Below are 15,790 nucleotides of genomic sequence, written 5' to 3'. Positions count from 1 at the left end.
GATGGACCCCGATATCCACGACAATACCGCGCTCAACCGCTACGAATTGCCGATCGACGGAGAGACGGCCGTCGTCACCTACAATCTGTCGCCGCCCAATCTGATGATCACCGAGACCCTGGTGCCCGAACGGCTGGAAGGCCAGGGGATCGCCAGCCGCCTGGCCCGTCACGTCCTGGCCGACGCCCAGGCGCGGGGCCTCTTGATCCTGCCGGTCTGCCCCTTCTTCTCCGCCTATCTTCAGAAACACCCCGAACACGCTGATGCGGTGCATCCGACCTATCGCGGCATACTGGGGATCTGACCGCCCCCTAGGCGCCTCGTCCCGGATGCGCGTCTTGAATAGCAACTGACTAAGTTCTATATTGAGCCGGTCGGCGTGAGTGGCGCCGGGGTCACGGTCACGCTTTCGTGTGACGATCCGCCCCTAACAATGGCGGCAACCCATCGCTACTTCACCGGTTGAGGGGTGAGGCGTCGGCGCACATGCCGTGGCCGACGGCGAAGCGCCCGCTCGTTCTAGACGGTCGGAGGGACCATATGGCTGCCAATAGCACGCTCGCGGTGATGTCGCCTGAACAGGGCCTGTCGCGTTATCTGACGGAAATCCGCAAGTTTCCGATGCTGACCAAGGACGAGGAGTTCATGCTCGCCAAGCGTTGGTCCGAGCATCAGGATCCGGAAGCCGCCCACCGTCTCGTCACCTCCCACCTGCGCCTGGTCGCCAAGATCGCCATGGGCTATCGCGGCTACGGCCTGCCGATCGGCGAGGTGATCTCCGAGGGCAACGTCGGCCTGATGCAGGCCGTCAAGAAGTTCGATCCGGACAAGGGCTTCCGCCTGGCCACCTACGCCATGTGGTGGATCAGGGCCTCGATCCAGGAATACATCCTGCGCAGCTGGTCCCTGGTGAAGATGGGCACCACGGCTGCGCAGAAGAAGCTGTTCTTCAACCTGCGCAAGGCCAAGAGCCAGATCTCGGCCTTCGAGGAAGGCGATCTGCGCCCCGAACATCTGTCGGCCATCGCCACCAAACTGGGCGTGTCGGAACAGGAAGTCACCGACATGAACCGCCGTCTCGGCGGCGACGCCTCGCTGAACGCGCCGCTGCGCGCCGACGGCGAAAGCGAGTGGCAGGACTGGCTGGCCGACGACACGGCCGTCTCCCAGGAGACCCAGCTCGCCGACGACGAGGAAAAGGGCATCCGCATGAGCCTCCTGCAGGAGGCCATGGAGGAGCTGACGGATCGGGAAAAACACATCCTCACAGAGCGCCGCCTCAAGGACGACCCCGTCACGCTTGAGGAACTCGCCGGCCATTACGGCGTCTCGCGCGAGCGGGTGCGTCAGATCGAGGTCCGCGCCTTCGAAAAACTGCAAAAGGCCATGCGGGCCGCCGCCGAAGAGCGCAATCTGGTCGACGCCTGATTTCCTCGGGTATCAGGACGCCCGGGCGACCGGCGCGTTCGACGCCGGCGTCTGGGTCAGGGCCAGTATGGCCCCGACCGGCTGGGCCAGACCGGCCTTGGTCACGCCGCCGCCGTCCATGAAGGCCTCCAGCCCGCCCGCCGCGATCGCCAACCGGGCGTCGCCGCTCTTGATCGCCACCGCCTTCAGCGTCTGCGCCTGCTGGCGGATGGCGCGGGTGGCCTGGGCCGGGTCCTGGTCGAACTGGGCCATGGCCGCAACGAGGATCCGCATCGCCTGATCCTTTATGTCCAGCCCGCCCTTGGCCGACGCATCGGTGCGGCGCTTGGGCGCTCCGGCGTATTCGCCCGAGTTGAAGCGCCGACGATCCGGCCCGACATAGCCGACCGCCTCGATCCAGGGGCGGGGCTTCAGGGCGACGTTCTCCACCCGTTTGAACAGATCGCCGGTCGTATAGGGTTTTCTCAGAAACTCGTGAACGCCCGCGTCGCGCGCCCCCTTGATGGCCGCCGCCGTCGCCTCGTTCGTGACCATGATGATCGGCGCCATGCGACAGACCATGGAGGAGCGCCGGACCCGCCGCGCCAGCCGCTCCCCGCTCAGGGTCGGGCCGGCGTATTCGGTGAAGATCACGCCGGGCTCGACGTCGCGCAGCAGCTCCACCGCCCGCTCCTCGTCGCTCTCCACATAGATTTCGCGCGCGCCCAACCCCTTGATCAGGTCCGACATCAGACGCGCAGAGGCGGCGTTGGGTTCGATGATGGCGACGCGCCGCACCGTGGGCTCGATGCGGCTCAGGGTCTTTGCGTCCGCAGTGAACAAGGGGTCGGCTCCGTTTGACTTCTCGACCCTATCTGACCGCCGTTAAGACTCGCTGAATTGCTCAGCCCTGGAAGGGATCGCGCATCAATATGGTGTCGTCCCGCTCGGGGCTGGTCGACAGCAGGGCCACCGGCGCCCCGATCAGCTCCTCGATCCGACGCACATATTTGATGGCGTTGGCGTTGATGTCCTTGAAGCTGCGCACGCCTCCGGTGCTCTCGCTCCAGCCTTCCAGCTCCTCGAACACCGGCTCGGCGGCCGCCTGATCCTTCAGGCTGGACGGCAGATAGTCCAGCACCTCGCCGTCGACGCGATAGCCGACGCAGATCTTCAGCGTCTCCAGCCCGTCCAGCACGTCCAGCTTGGTCAGGGCGATGCCGTCGATGCCGTTGATCGCCACCGACTGGCGCACCAGCACGGCGTCGAACCAGCCGCAACGCCGCGCCCGTCCGGTGTTGACCCCGACCTCGCGGCCGACCGTCGCCAAATGCCGGCCGACCGCGTCGTCCAGTTCGCAGGCGAAGGGCCCTTCGCCGACCCGGGTCGTATAGGCCTTGACGATGCCCAGCACATAGCCGACGCCCCGAGGCCCGATGCCCGACCCCGCCGCCGCCTGCCCCGCCACCGTGTTGGAGCTGGTCACATAGGGATAGGTGCCGTGATCCACGTCCAGAAACGCGCCTTGGGCCCCTTCGAACAACACCCGCTTGCCCGCCTTCTGCGCCTGGTCCAGCACCCGCCAGGCCGGCTTCACATAGGGCAGGATCTTGGGCGCGATCTCCAGCAGTTGGGCCAACAGCGCCTCCGGATCGATCGGCTCCAGGCCCAGACCCGCGCGAAGGGGATCGTGGTGCGAACGCAGCCGGTCGATCTTGACCTTCAGGTCGTCGGCGTTGGCCAGGTCGCATACCCGAATGGCGCGGCGTCCGACCTTGTCCTCATAGGCCGGGCCGATGCCGCGTCCGGTCGTGCCGATCTTGGCGCCGGGCGCGCTGGCCGCCGCCTCGCGCGCCACGTCCAAGGCCGGATGGATGGGCAGGATCAGACAGGCGTTGTCGGCGATGGTCAGGATGTCGGGGCTGATCGCAACGCCCTGGGCCGCGATCTTCTCGATCTCGCCGACCAGGTGCCAGGGATCGACCACCACCCCGTTGCCGATGATCGACGGCTTGCCCTGGACGACGCCCGAAGGCAGCAGCGCCAGCTTATAGACCTTGCCGTCCACGACCAGCGTATGGCCCGCATTGTGCCCGCCCTGGAACCGCACCACCATGTCGGCGCGGTTGGACAGCCAGTCCACGATCTTGCCCTTGCCCTCGTCGCCCCACTGGGCGCCGACCACCGCCACGTTCGCCAAAGTCCGTACTCCGCCTCGCGTCCTCGTCGGAGAACGCATCAAAACCAGCAGGCGCCGCAGCATTGCGACGGTCTGAATGCGGGCGCAGCCTATAGCGGGGGAATCGTCCGGTGTCGTCCCGATCCGTCGTATTTTACGACAGTTCCCCCACCGCCGTCTCGAACGCCCATTCGAGCCACGGCGTCGCCGCCACTACATCGGCCGTCTCGACGGTGCAGCCGCACCACAGCCGAAGGCCCGGCGGCGCGTTCCTGTGGGGCTCCATATCGAACACGGCGCCCTCGCCTTCCAGCAGGGCCTTGAAGCGTTTGACGAAGCCCTTCTGCCCCGCCTCGTCCAGGCCGGTCACGCGCGGATCGACGAACTTCAGACAGACTGAGGTGGTCGAGCGGATCTCGGGCCTCTCGGGCAGGAAGGCGATCCAGTCGGTCCGCTCCACCCAGTCGGCCAGGGCGGCGAAGTTGGCGTCGGTGCGCCGGATCAGTTCGCTCAAGCCCCCGATCCCTTGCGCCCATTCCAAGGCGTCGATCCAGTCCTCGATGGTCAAAATGGAGAAGGTGTTGATCGCCACCCCGTCGGCCAGGGCGCGATCGAACCCCTTGCCGTCGGTCAGGCGCAGCAGTTTCGGGACGGGTCGTTCAGGTCGATAGGAATCCAGCCGCGCCACCGCCCGCGGCGACAAAACCATCACCCCGATCCCCGCCTCGCCGCCCAGCGCCTTCTGGAAGCTGAAGGTCACCACATCCAGCTTGTCGAACGGCAGGGGCATGGCGAAGGCGGCCGAGGTGGCGTCGCAGATCGCCAGCCCCTCGCGATCGTCGGCGATCCAGTCGGCGTCCGGCACGCGCACGCCCGAGGTGGTGCCGTTCCAAGGGAAGACCACATCCTTGGACCAGTCGGCCCGGCTCAGGTCCGGCAGCTCGCCCCAGGGCGCCGTCAGGGCCTGGGGCTCCAACCCCAGATGATCGCGCACGTCCGCCAGCCAGGTCAGGCCGAAATTCTCGAAGGCGACCACCTGCACCGGCCGCTGCCCCAGCATGCCCCACAGGGCCGCCTCGACCGCCCCGGTGTCCGATCCCGGCGTATAGAGCAGCACATGGCTGTCCGGCACTTCCAGCACCGCCCGCGTCAGTCTCAGCCCGTGGGCGAACCGCTCCACCACCTCCGGCGCGCGAATGCCCCGGCCCAACAGATCCTGCGGCAGGCCGCCCAGGCTGTAGCCTGGCCGTTTCGCCGTCGGTCCGGCCGAGAACCACGGCCGCGCCGGTTTGACATCAGGCTTTGCGATCATGGTCTCTTCCCCTTGCGCGACCGCGCGTCACCCGGCCCAAACGCCGCTCAACGCCCCGGCGTATAGGGCCGCTTGGCCCGCCAGTCTTCGGCGAACTTGATCAGGGCCGCATCCGGCGTCTCGGGCAGGGTCACGACGATGCGGGCCAACAGATCGCCGCGCCGCCCCTGGGCGAAGGCGCCCCGTCCCTTCAGCCGCAACAGCTTGCCCGAGTTGGAGCCCGGCGCGATCGTCACCTGCACCTCCCCTTCCGGCGTCGGCGCCCGCACCTTGGCGCCCAGAACCGCATCGGGCACCGAGACCGGCAGGTCCATCGTCAGGTCCGCCCCGTCGCGCTTATAGATCGGGTGCGGCTCGATCTTCAGTTCGATCAGGGCGTCGCCGTTCTCGGCGCCCCGCCCCGGCGCCCCCTGGCCGCGCAGGCGGATGGTCTGGCCGTCCGACGCCCCCTTGGGAATGGTCACGTCCAGGGTTCGACCGTCAGAGAACTGGATTCGCCGGGTCGCCCCCGAAATGGCGTCCTCCAGGCTGATGTTCAGGCTGGCGCGCACGTCCTGGCCGCGCGCGGTGAAGTCGCGCGGACCCCGCTGGCGGCCCGCGCCCCCGAACATGCCGAACAGATCGTCCAGGTCGATGCCTTCGAAGTCGGCCCGACCGCCCGGTCCGCCGCCGCCGGAGAAGCCGCCCTGGCCGAAGGGATTGCCGCCCGGCCGTCCGCCCCCGCCGAAGCCGCGATACTGTTCATTGCCGTCGGCGTCCAACTGGCCCGCGTCATACTTGGCCCGCTTTTCCGGATCGCCCAACAGGTCGAAGGCCGCCGTCACCCGTTTGAACCGTTCCTCGGTCTTGGCGTCGCCGGGGTTCTTGTCGGGGTGCAGTTCCTTGGCCAGTTTGCGGAACGCCTTCTTGATCTCGTCCGCGCTCGCGCCCTTTGAAACGCCCAGTTCCTTATAGGGGTCGCCTGCCACGTCCGTTGCCGCTCCAACTGAAAACACCTGAGAGGCCGTCAGTTAAGCCATGCCCCCGCCCCCGCAAAGGGCCGGACCCGGATATTTGCTCAGGCCAGAGCCTGATCCGTTGAGGAGGAACCGCTTCGCGGTTCCGCTGAAACGGTGAATCAGGCTCCAGATTAGAGCGAGAGCCTGATTCACGCTTCTGTCGGAACCGCCGCGCGGTTCCGTCCGAAACCATCAGGCTCTAAGCCGATTTCCGCCTCCGCGCCCCAGCCGAACCCCTCGCCCCATTGGGCCACGGCGATCCGCGCCGTCGGGGGCGGCCCGCCGGGAAAGTCCACCGCCGCGTCCGCTGCGGCGTAAAGGGCCGTCGTCGTCTCGACCTCCATCGTCCGCACCACCGCGCCCCTGTGCGTCACCCGGAGACGAAAACGCATCGGATCGACCGGCGTCGGCTCGCCGTCCCAGCCGTCGCCGTACAGCCGCACGCGCGGCGTCCAACTGATCCGCCGTCCCTCGGCCGAGCCCGGACCGTCAGCCCCGCCGGCGACCACGGCCGGTCGTAAAGCTCCCTCAGGGTGAAGCCGATCTCGCGGAACCCCGCCCCGCCCGGCGCCGCCCCCGCCGGTCCGGCGCGACAGACCAGGGGCAGGCCCCGTTCGGCGCGCCCGATCTCCGCCCGCGCCGCGCGCGGCTCCAGGAACACCGCCGCCGCCCCGGCTGCGGCACCCGCCCGCATCTCCGCCTCCGTACCCTGCTGACCGCGCAAAAGGCCGGTCAGCCGCCAGACGTCCGGGGCGATCAAGGTTGCGGATCGGTATTGCGCCACCTCCCATCCCCCCGCCGTCTGGATCGCCAGGGTGTTCGCGCCGCCCAGCACCGCCGTCTCCGCCGCGCTCTGCGGCGCCGCCCCCTCGACCCGCACCACCAGGGTGTTGACCGTATCCCAGCGCCCGGGCGCCCCCGGCCGCAAGGGCTCCACCAGCACTCCGACGGGCGTCGGCGCGTCCAGATCGGCGCGCGCGGTCAAGGCGCCGGCCGACGGCCCGGCGTGCAGCCGCATCGGCCGCCACGGCTCCACCGCCGCCGCCACGACCGGCCGCGCATCGTCCTCGCTCCCTGTCAGCGGCGGCAGATCCAGCAGGGCCAGAAAGGGCGCCCCTGTCGTCGCCGGACCCTCGCCGCCCCTTCCTCCCCCCTGATCCTCATAGAGTCTTCGCGCGCCGACCGGCTCCAGAGTGGTCGCCGGCGTCTCCTCGGCCGCGACGCGCGCCACCCGCCAGTCGCCGTCGCGTCCCTCCAGCCGCACCACGTCCCCGGGCTCGGCCGCCAGGGCCTCCAGCGGCCCCAGGGTCAGGACGACCGTCTCGGCCTGCTCCGCCTCCAGCGCCCGCTCCGCCACAGCCCGCGCCAGGCCGTCGCCGCAGACCAGGGGCAGGTCCAGATCGACGCCGCCGCCGGTCGCGGCCCGCCCGGCCTCGGCCGGCCCACCCTCGGCCCGCGCAGTCACCGCCCCCCTCTGATAGTCCGCAGTCTCATCGATGAAACGCACCCGCGCCGCGCCGGGTCGGGCCTCCAGCCGTCGCGTCGCCGTCTCGGCCCCGCCTGCCTTGGGCAGGGCCAGGCCGTCGCGGCTCAGCACCGTCCCGCTCGCCGTCCGTCCCAGGACGGCGACCCGCCCGTCCCGCTCCGCCGCCACGGCGTCGAAGGCGGCCAGCAGCGGCTCCAGGGCGTCGCGCGTCCGCATCGGTCGGTCGATCACATAGCCGGCCGCCGCCCCCTCCACCCCTTCGATGATCCGTTCATCCGCCGCCAGGCCGCCGTGCGCCAGGACGGCGGCGACCAGATCGGCGCCGTCGCCCGCCAGCCGCCCGTTCAGCCAGTGACCCGCCCGCCACGCCCCGGCGTCGGCCCAGACCTCCGCCCGCGCCGGAAAGGCCGGATAGGGCCGGGCGTCCCAGCACCAGGCGTCCGCCCCCTCCAGCATCGGCCCGCCATAGACCGGCGAAACCGGATTGTTCTCAGGCGCCGCGAAATGGCCCAGCACAGCCTCCAGCGCCGCCCGCTGCACTGCATCGTCGCGCGCCCCGGTGGAAAAGGGCGGCAGGGCGCTTTCGCCGCTCTTGGGGTCCTGAAACAGATTGGGCGCATTGCCGCCCCGGTCCACCGCCGCACAGCCGAACTCGCTCAGCCGCACCGGCTTCATCCCCGGCCGCCAGGCCGTCGGCGTCGGCGACCGCACCCCGCCCGGCCGCTCGTAGTGCAGGTTCGACCACCAGCCCTTCAGATCCTTGGGCCGGAACAGCCAGTCCTCTCCGTGCGCCGCATCGACGATCGGCGTCCGCACCTGGGCCGCCCGCTCGGCCGCGCTGGCGTAGTACCAGTCGAACCCCTCGCCGCCCGCCACCCCCGCCGCCAGACAGGCCGGATCCGCCGCCCCGTTGAACCGGGCTGCATCCAGCCCCCCGTCCCCGTCACGCCAGTCGGTCAGGGGCGGGTACCAGTCGATCGACACATGGTCGATGTTCGGATCGGCCCACAGGGGGTCGAGGTGAAACCGCACGTCCCCGCCCGCCTGCCGTCCGAAATATTCGCTCCAGTCGGCGGCGTAGGACAGCTTCACCCCCGGCCCGACCACCGCCCGGCACTCGGCCGCCAGGGTGCGGAACTGCTCCACCGCCGGAAAGCCGCCCGCCGCATCGCGCGTCCAGGTCACGCCCCGCATCTCCGATCCGATCAAGAGGCCGTCCGCCCCTTCCTCGGCCGCGATTCCAGCGTAGTGCAGCGCCATCCGCCGCAGGCCCCAATCCTCCGGCCCGCCGAACAGGGCCGCGATCTCGGCGGCCGCCCCCGCCCCGTCCGTCCCGGCCACCCGCCCTCGCCACGGATAGCCGGGACAGTCCATGAAGACGAAGGGATACAGCGTCACCTCCAGCCCCCGGCTCTTCAACGCTCGGATCGCCTGGCGCACGCTCTCATCCGACGGCGTCCCGCCATAGGCCGGCGCAGATCCTCCCCCGCTGGGGGAGGTGTCGGCAGAGCCGACGGAGGGGGCCCGACTGACCTCATAGGCCTCATGCCGCGCCACCCCCGCCACCGACCAGATCATCGGCTCGGTCGGCTTGTCGCGCCGCTCCACCCCCGGCCGCACCCGACAGTGACCGGCCCTCAGATCATCCCCGAACCAGCCGACCACCAGGCTGACCCGTTTCAGATTCGGCAGCTGGGCCTGAAGCTGATCCAGCGACACGATCAGGTCGGCCCGCCCCTCGCCGTTATGGACGTTCTCCGCCGTCGTCCGCGTCAGCCCCTCGCGCCGCACCACCGCCTCGGTCGCCAGGGCGAACTCCCCCGCGCCGGGGATCAGACACACCCCCTCCAGCCGGTCCTCTAGCCGCGGCCCCGCCCCGCGCGGCCGCCGGAACACCTCGAAACTCAGCTGCGGAACCCGGTCCCCGAACGGCCCCAACGGCAGGTCCTCGAACACCACATAGGCCACGCCGCGATAGGCCGGCGCATCCTGCTCCACCGCCTCGATCAGCGGGTCCGGCCTCTGGTCCTCCCCGCCGCGATGCACCCGCATCGCCACGCCGTTCAGCTCCATCAGCCGCCCGTCCGCCCAGACCCGGCCGATCCCGTCGATCTCGCCTTCGCACAGGGCCACGGCGAAGCTCAGCGAATAGGCGTAGTCGACCGTCTTGGGCCCGCCCTTGCCCGCCCGTCCCTTGACCTTGCCTTCCAGGAACCGCGCGGCCCAGATCACCTGTCCCGCCACCCGCGCCCGGCCGAAGACGCAGGCCATCGGCGCCCCCTCGGCCGTCCCCTGGATCTTCAGCCCGTCCAGCCTCGGCCCCAGCTGTCGCGCCGGCGACAGGGAGCCGATCACCCGATCGTCGATCACCCGCCCGATCGTCGCCCCGATCACCCGACCGACCGGCCCGCCGACCGACTGCCCCACCGCGCTCAGTACGACTTGCGCCATCTACGCCTCCAAAAAAGAACCTCCCTCCCCCTCGGGGGGAGGGTCGTCGCAAAGCGACGGGGTGGGGGCGGCCCTCCCCAGACCCTCTCCCGCTTGCGGGAGAGGTGGCCCGTCGATCGGCGCAGCCGATCCAGGGTCGGAGAGGGGAGTCTTTTTGGAGCAAGAAGACTTCCCCCATCGTCAGCCGTCTCGCTTCGCTCGACGCGCTGACACTTCCCCCGCAAGCGGGGGAAGGTCTGTAAGCCTCACCCCGGAAACCGAAACGCCGCGACCAGCCGTCGTCGCCACCAGACGCCCATCCAGCTCTCCACCACCGCCCGTCCCCAATAGGCGTGAATCATCCTCGATTCCGGCCCGCCGCAGTCGCTCAGAACGGCGCAGTGTTTGGCCGCCACGCCCGGCGACATGCGAAACAGCAGCACGTCCCCCGACCGCATGGCCTCGACCGGAACCGGCATCAGCCACCGCTCCAGCGCCTCCAGCAGGATTTCGCGCCCGCCCGCCTCGGCCCAGTCCGGCGAATAGGGCGGAACGCCTTCCGGCTCCGCCCCCACCACCTCGCGCCACAGCCCGCGCACCAGACCCAGACAGTCCGCCCCCACGCCCTTCACACTGGCCTGATGCCGATACGGCGTCCCCAGCCAGGCCCGGGCGGCCACAGCCACCCGCGCGCCGACGTCTCCCGCCCCAGACCCTCTCCCGCTTGCGGGAGAGGTGGCCCGGCGTTCGCGAAGCGAACCAGGGTCGGAGAGGGAAGTCTTCCTCTCACAAGAACGTCCCCCATCGTCAGGCGTGTCGCTTCGCGCCTTGCCCCTCACCGCCGGCTCCCGCCGTCATGGCGGCCGCCCTGCGCCGGCCAGGCCGTCAGGAAATCATCCCCCGGCACGTCCGGAAAGCCCCGAAAATTCACGCCATTCCCAAACGTCCCGACGCAGGTCTCCCACCGCTTGTCGCAGGTCCGCCCGGCCGCATCCGCGACCCCGCAGCGCGCGTCCCCCAGCCGCGCGTCGCACAGCCGGCCATAGGTCCGCCCGACCACCCGCTCCAGCTTCGCCAGCGGCCCTTCCAGATCGGCGACGAAGGCCCCGTCCTGCCGCCTCAGCCGCGTGATCGTCCCCGACCACAGCCGCACCCTCAAGTCCGGCTCGGACCAGTCCAGGCGCCACAGCTCGACTGCCGCGCCGTCCAGCCGGCCCTGCGCCACATCGGCCTCGCGGATCGAGGCGTCGTCCAGCACGCCCGAGGCCGAGGCCGTCCCCGCCGCCAGCCCGACCCCGCTCTCGGCCGCCCCGACGGTCCAGCCGCTCGCCGCCCGACAGACCACCCCGTCCAGCGTCAGATCGCGGTCATGGTCGGTGAAGCCCGCCCGCGTCCCGTCGACGCGCCGCATCAGCCAGACATGGCAAAGCCGCGCCGCCCCGCTTTCGATGCGGGCGGCCAGATCGTCCGGTATGTGTCTCATCTTCGCCTTCGCTCAGTGGTCGGTGGCGAGTGGCGAGTAAGCGGGCCGAACATTCGTTCCGACGATCAGGTCTCGGCGCTCCCGCATTCCGAACCGCCTCGCCCCTCGCCACTGACCACTCGCCACTCTCTTCAGACCCGCACCTCGATCAACGGAACCGCCGCCATCCGCCCCGCCTCGAAACTCTCCAGGGTCGTCTCGATCCGGTCGGTGTCGAACCGCACCGGCGTGTCGAACTGAAAGCCCGCCGTCACCGTCACCCCCGGCGCCGGCGCGGCCGCCAGGGTCACGGCCCCCGTCGTCCAATCGACGGAAAGGCCCTGGGTCTCCACGCCCCCGACCGCCACCCGAACCGACCCCTCGACCGGCTTCCGGATCGGCCGTTCGACGTCGCCGTAGGTCTTGATCAGCGGAAACACCGTCCGCGCCCCGTCGCCCAGGCCCAGAACCTGATCCCCGGCCGAAACCGTCCCGCTGGGCACGCACGATTTGAAATCGGCGAAGTCCTTGAACCGGAACCCGTACAGCCGCCCCCGCCGCGCCTCGAAGAAGGCGATCAGGGCGGCCATGTCGTCCAGCGATCTCAGGTTCGCCCCGATCAGATAGCGCCTGCGCCCCAGGGCCCAGGGCGTGGACCGCCGCTCGAACCCGGACGCCAGGGTCGCGATCTCCGTCCGCCGCTCCACCCCGCCGGTCGAGCCGAACGCCAGCCGCGCGGGCAGGCGCACCTCATGAAAGCTCATTCGAACCTGTCCCCTGTTTCACTTGTCCGAACGGCGCCGCTCGTCCATGCTCGGCTAACGACGGCCGAGGGGGCCGTCTCGAGACGGGAGCGAAGACTTGCGCGGCGAAATCCTCAGCTATGACACCACGGCCGGCGCCGGCCTGATCAGCGGCGACGACGGCGTCCGCTACGGCTTCAGCGCCGCCGGCCTGCAGTCCCCCGCCGTCCCCGCCCCCGGCGTCCGCGTCGATTTCGTGCCCGAGGATGGCGAGGCGACCCAGATCCTGATCCTGGCGGGCGGCCCCTCCACCGTCGGCGTCGCCGGCGGCTACGCCAGTTCGACCGACACCACCGTCGCCGGTTTCGACTGGCAGAAACTGTTCCTGTCCTTCGAGGGCCGTACCCGCCGCAGCCATTTCTGGATCGGCTGGCTGATCCTGCTGGGCGTCGGCGTCGTCGCCGGCTGGCTGCCGATCATCGGCGCCCTGATCTCCCTGGCCCTGATCTGGCCGAACCTGGCCATTTCGGTGAAACGCCTGCACGACATGGGCAAGACCGGCTGGCTGGTCGCCATTCCCTGGGTCGCCGCGACGGTCTTCACCATCATCGGCTTCGTCATGGTCATGGGCGCCGCCTTCGCCGGCGGCATGGGCCCCGACTATTACGAAGACAATCCCGCCGCCTTCTTCGCCCTGATGGGCCCGGGCGTCGGCGCCTTCGCCCTGGCGGGCCTGGTTCCTCTCGCCTTCCTGCTGTGGATCGGCCTGGTCGAGGGCGACAAGGGCGACAACCGCTTCGGCCCCAACCCCAAGGGCGAATAGCAAGACAGTGACGAGTGGCGAGTGGTCGGTGGCGAGACAGGCCGCATCCGCATCGCCGCTCGTCACTCGCCCCTCGCCGCTCGCTACTCAAAACCCTATCTCCCCCGCGCCCCCAGGCTGACCGCCCGCGCCAGCATCTGGGCGATCTGGGCCTCGGATCGCAGCAGGGCCTCGGCCCCGCCGTCCACCGCCACATGGACGGTCACAGCACCGCCCGTCGTCGGCCCGATGTCGCCGCCGACGCTCGGGCGAAACACCTCCGGCCCCCGTTCTCCGACCAGATAGGCGCCGCCCCCCAGCACCGGCCCGCCGTCGGCCCTGGCACCGCCGAAATTGGCCCCGCCGAAACTGGACGCCGCCGCCTGGATCGCCGCGCTCAGACCGCTTCCCGATCCGCCGGACCCGGCCGCCGCATTCACCGCCTTCAGCACCGCCTGGGCCAGTTCCGACAGGGACACCTCTCCGTCCGCCGCCGCCCGCGCCAACGACCGGGTCAGGCTTTCGCCCGCCCGGCCGAAGGCCGCCTCTATGGCGTTCGCCGCCTCCTCAGCCGGCCCCTTCAGCGCCTCCAGCGCCGCCCCCGCCTCGGCCGCCTTTAGCGGCAGGTCGTCGATCCCGTCCCGTCCGAACTCATCCGTCATCGGGCCAGTCCTCTGAGGCGCCCCCCTCTGGTCCCTCGATCATTATGAGAGTCCAGGGGGTTGATAGCCGATCTGCTTCGCCGACGGGAGCGGCCGTGCGGCGGAGCTGATCAAGTTGCGCAGCCGAACGGCCGCGGGGTTCAGGCGCACCGCCTCCGGGGTCAGTCCCCCGTGCGCCGAGTGCGGCCTGACGTGGTTGTAGTCGATGCGCCAGCGCTCGATGACGGCGCGGGCCTCGGCCAGGGTGGCGAAGACCTCCTCGTTCAGACACTCGTCGCGGAGCCTGCCGTTGAAGCTTTCGACGAAGCCATTCTGCTGCGGCTTGCCCGGCGCGATGTAATGCCAGGCCACGCCGGTGCGGTTGGTCCATTCCAGGATGGCCCGGCTGGTCATCTCGGTCCCGTTGTCGCTGACGATCATGGCCGGACGCCCGCGTCGGGCGATCAGCCGGTCCAACTCGCGCGCCATGCGTGAGCCGCCGATCGAGGTGTCGACCACCAGAGCCAGGGCCTCGCGCGTGAAGTCGTCCACGATGCACAGGATGCGGAAGCGTCGGCCCCACGACAGACTGTCGGCCACGAAGTCCAGCGACCAGCGCTGGTTTGGGCCGTCCGGCAGGGCCATGGGCGCACGGGTTCCGGTGGCCCGCTTGCGGCCCCGTCGCCGTCGCACCGCCAAGCCTTCCTCCCGATAGAGCCGGAACAGCCGCTTCTTGTTCATGCTGAGGCCCTCCCGTTGCAACAGAATGCCCAAGCGCCGGTAGCCGAACCGGCGGCGCTCAGCCGCCAGGCTGCGCAGGCGCTCGCGCACCTCCACATCGCCCTGTTCAGGCTCGCGACGCACCGTCTTCGGATCGATCTGAACCAGCCCGCAGGCGCGCTTCTGGGAGAAGCCGCGCTCCGCCATCAGACGAAGCACGGCCGCTCTGCGCGCTGCAGGCCCGATCAGTTTTTTCCCAGAAGATCCTTCAGCGCCGACACGTCCAGCATCGACTCCGCCAGCAGCTTCTTCAGCCGCCGGTTCTCGTCTTCCAGCGCCTTCAGCTTCGTGGCGTCCGACACGCTCATGCCGCTGTACTTCGCCTTCCACCGATAGAAGGTCTGCTCGCTGATCCCGTGCCTTCGGCATACCTCCGCCGTCGGGCTTCCGGCCTCCTGCTCGCGCAGCACGCCTATGATCTGCGCTTCGTTGAACCTGCTCTTCTTCACGTCCGTCTCCTTGATGAAACGGACTCTCACTCAAAACGAGGGATCAGGAAGGGGGCGCCTCACCTCCATCAGTTTCGCCAAGCCCGCCCGGCCCATCGGCGCCGTCCCGCGCGGCGCCTCGGTCAGCATCCGCCATTCCTTCAGCGACAGCCGCCAGAAGGCCTCGGGCGCAATCCCCATCCGCATCGCCGCCCGCATCATCTCGCCCCAGGGCGTCGCGCCCGTCATCTTCCGGCTTGACCGGAGGACGCCTCAAAGGCCGCCGCCACGGCCCGCGCCGCCTCGCGCGGATCGACCGCCTCGACCTCCGGCCGGGCCTCGCCCCCGCCGCGCAGCACCGCCGCCAGGACCACCATCAGATCCCGCGCCGACAGGGTCTTCATCCGCTCGGCCGCCGCCGCCAGACCCTCGACGCCCAGCCCGGTCTCGATCTCGGCCAGGGCCCCCAGGGTCAGACAGACCCTGCGCCGCACCCCGCCCAGCATCACCGCCGCCTCGCCCCGCGCCTGGTTCATCGTCCATCCCGATCTGAAGTGAAAAGGGTTAGGGCCAGCGCCAGCGTCAGCGTCAGTGCTAGTGCTAGTGCTAGTGCTAGTGAGCGCTTACCCAGCCGCCCTGCCGTTCTCCGCTCACCGGCGAAGCCCGCTCACTAGCACTAGCACTAGCACTCACCCCCCTCACGCCGCCGAAAACCCGACCGCCCCCGCGCTGGCCAGGCTGAGCGCAAAGGTCGCCTCCCCCTCATGCGTCCCGGCGTATTCCAGCGCCGCCACCAGGAACGGCCCCTCCAGCACGCCGAAGTCCGGCACCACCAGCCGCCACCGCTTCGCCGCCTGATCGAAGAAGGCTTCCCGCACCAGGGCGTCCGAGGCCGCATCGCGGAAGATCCCCTGGCCCGACACCGCCGCCGACTTGACCCCGGCGCCGGCCAGCAGTTCGCGCCACCGTCCGGCGCTGTCGCCGTCGGTGGCGTCCACCGTGCGCGCGTTCAGCGAAATCGTCCGCGCCCTCAACCCCGCCACCGTCGTGAAGACGCCCGGCGCCCCCTCGATCTTCAGCAGCATGTCCTTGCCCGCCTGTGCGGTCATCTTGTCCTCGCTT

15 protein-coding genes and 1 pseudogene are annotated in these 15,790 nt (G+C 70.0%); 3 read left to right on the top strand and 13 right to left on the bottom strand.

The window, feature by feature from the left end:
* Position 1 precedes the first annotated feature (1 nt).
* Positions 2 to 304, top strand: a complete 303-nt coding sequence (locus ACW178_RS06180) for a GNAT family N-acetyltransferase (RefSeq protein WP_287105686.1) — start codon at positions 2 to 4, stop codon at positions 302 to 304.
* 236 nt (positions 305 to 540) lie between these two features.
* Positions 541 to 1,428: an RNA polymerase sigma factor RpoH gene (gene rpoH, locus ACW178_RS06175; RefSeq protein ID WP_082382620.1), complete on the top strand. Its 888-nt coding sequence runs from the start codon at positions 541 to 543 to the stop codon at positions 1,426 to 1,428.
* Positions 1,429 to 1,440: 12 nt separating this feature from the next.
* Here rpoH and ACW178_RS06170 read toward each other — a convergent pair whose 3' ends face one another.
* The 8 genes and pseudogenes from ACW178_RS06170 to ACW178_RS06135 form a co-directional block, all read right to left on the bottom strand.
* Positions 1,441 to 2,250, bottom strand: a complete 810-nt coding sequence (locus ACW178_RS06170; RefSeq protein WP_054764910.1) for a response regulator — start codon at positions 2,248 to 2,250, stop codon at positions 1,441 to 1,443.
* 61 nt (positions 2,251 to 2,311) lie between these two features.
* Complete coding sequence (locus ACW178_RS06165; RefSeq protein ID WP_492024972.1) at positions 2,312 to 3,607, bottom strand: adenylosuccinate synthase; 1,296 nt, start codon at positions 3,605 to 3,607, stop codon at positions 2,312 to 2,314.
* Between the two features lie 133 nt (positions 3,608 to 3,740).
* Positions 3,741 to 4,898, bottom strand: coding sequence for a phosphoserine transaminase (locus ACW178_RS06160; RefSeq protein WP_287105779.1), 1,158 nt, complete (start codon positions 4,896 to 4,898; stop codon positions 3,741 to 3,743).
* A 47-nt stretch (positions 4,899 to 4,945) separates the two neighbouring features.
* Complete coding sequence (locus ACW178_RS06155) at positions 4,946 to 5,866, bottom strand: DnaJ C-terminal domain-containing protein (protein ID WP_152949638.1); 921 nt, start codon at positions 5,864 to 5,866, stop codon at positions 4,946 to 4,948.
* A 179-nt stretch (positions 5,867 to 6,045) separates the two neighbouring features.
* Positions 6,046 to 9,833 (bottom strand): annotated as a pseudogene (locus ACW178_RS06150) (baseplate multidomain protein megatron).
* A gap of 245 nt (positions 9,834 to 10,078) precedes the next feature.
* The gene (locus ACW178_RS06145) at positions 10,079 to 10,498 is read right to left on the bottom strand and encodes an NlpC/P60 family protein (RefSeq protein WP_492024971.1); all 420 of its coding nucleotides are present in this window, start codon (positions 10,496 to 10,498) and stop codon (positions 10,079 to 10,081) included.
* A 149-nt stretch (positions 10,499 to 10,647) separates the two neighbouring features.
* Positions 10,648 to 11,295, bottom strand: coding sequence for a phage/gene transfer agent baseplate hub protein (locus ACW178_RS06140; protein WP_191559166.1), 648 nt, complete (start codon positions 11,293 to 11,295; stop codon positions 10,648 to 10,650).
* 131 nt (positions 11,296 to 11,426) lie between these two features.
* A complete protein-coding gene (locus tag ACW178_RS06135; RefSeq protein ID WP_191559167.1) occupies positions 11,427 to 12,038 on the bottom strand; it encodes a DUF2460 domain-containing protein in 612 nt (203 codons plus the stop codon).
* Between the two features lie 97 nt (positions 12,039 to 12,135).
* On the opposite strand from ACW178_RS06135, the gene ACW178_RS06130 reads away from it, so the two are divergent.
* The gene (locus tag ACW178_RS06130; RefSeq protein WP_054764903.1) at positions 12,136 to 12,840 is read left to right on the top strand and encodes a DUF805 domain-containing protein; all 705 of its coding nucleotides are present in this window, start codon (positions 12,136 to 12,138) and stop codon (positions 12,838 to 12,840) included.
* Positions 12,841 to 12,935: 95 nt separating this feature from the next.
* Here the strand turns inward: ACW178_RS06130 and ACW178_RS06125 are convergent, their stop codons facing one another.
* The 5 genes from ACW178_RS06125 to ACW178_RS06105 form a co-directional block, all read right to left on the bottom strand.
* A complete protein-coding gene (locus ACW178_RS06125; protein WP_152949633.1) occupies positions 12,936 to 13,481 on the bottom strand; it encodes a phage tail tape measure protein in 546 nt (181 codons plus the stop codon).
* A gap of 42 nt (positions 13,482 to 13,523) precedes the next feature.
* Positions 13,524 to 14,689, bottom strand: a protein-coding gene (locus ACW178_RS06120) for an IS3 family transposase (protein ID WP_191559183.1) whose coding sequence is annotated in 2 segments (ribosomal slippage) — positions 13,524 to 14,431 and positions 14,431 to 14,689 — 1,167 coding nt in all. Because the reading frame shifts where the segments join, the coding sequence is not laid out codon by codon here.
* 30 nt (positions 14,690 to 14,719) lie between these two features.
* Positions 14,720 to 14,917, bottom strand: coding sequence for a phage tail assembly chaperone (locus ACW178_RS06115; RefSeq protein ID WP_492024970.1), 198 nt, complete (start codon positions 14,915 to 14,917; stop codon positions 14,720 to 14,722).
* A complete protein-coding gene (locus ACW178_RS06110; protein WP_054764900.1) occupies positions 14,914 to 15,204 on the bottom strand; it encodes a GTA-gp10 family protein in 291 nt (96 codons plus the stop codon). The genes ACW178_RS06115 and ACW178_RS06110 overlap by 4 nt, the downstream gene beginning before the upstream one ends.
* A 162-nt stretch (positions 15,205 to 15,366) precedes the next feature.
* Positions 15,367 to 15,777: a phage major tail protein, TP901-1 family gene (locus ACW178_RS06105; RefSeq protein ID WP_054764899.1), complete on the bottom strand. Its 411-nt coding sequence runs from the start codon at positions 15,775 to 15,777 to the stop codon at positions 15,367 to 15,369.
* Positions 15,778 to 15,790: the final 13 nt, after the last annotated feature.

This window comes from Brevundimonas sp. AVps4 (genome assembly GCF_058681525.1).
The sequence above is the reverse complement of the archived record's forward strand: the minus strand, read 5'-3'. Positions and strand labels throughout refer to the sequence as shown.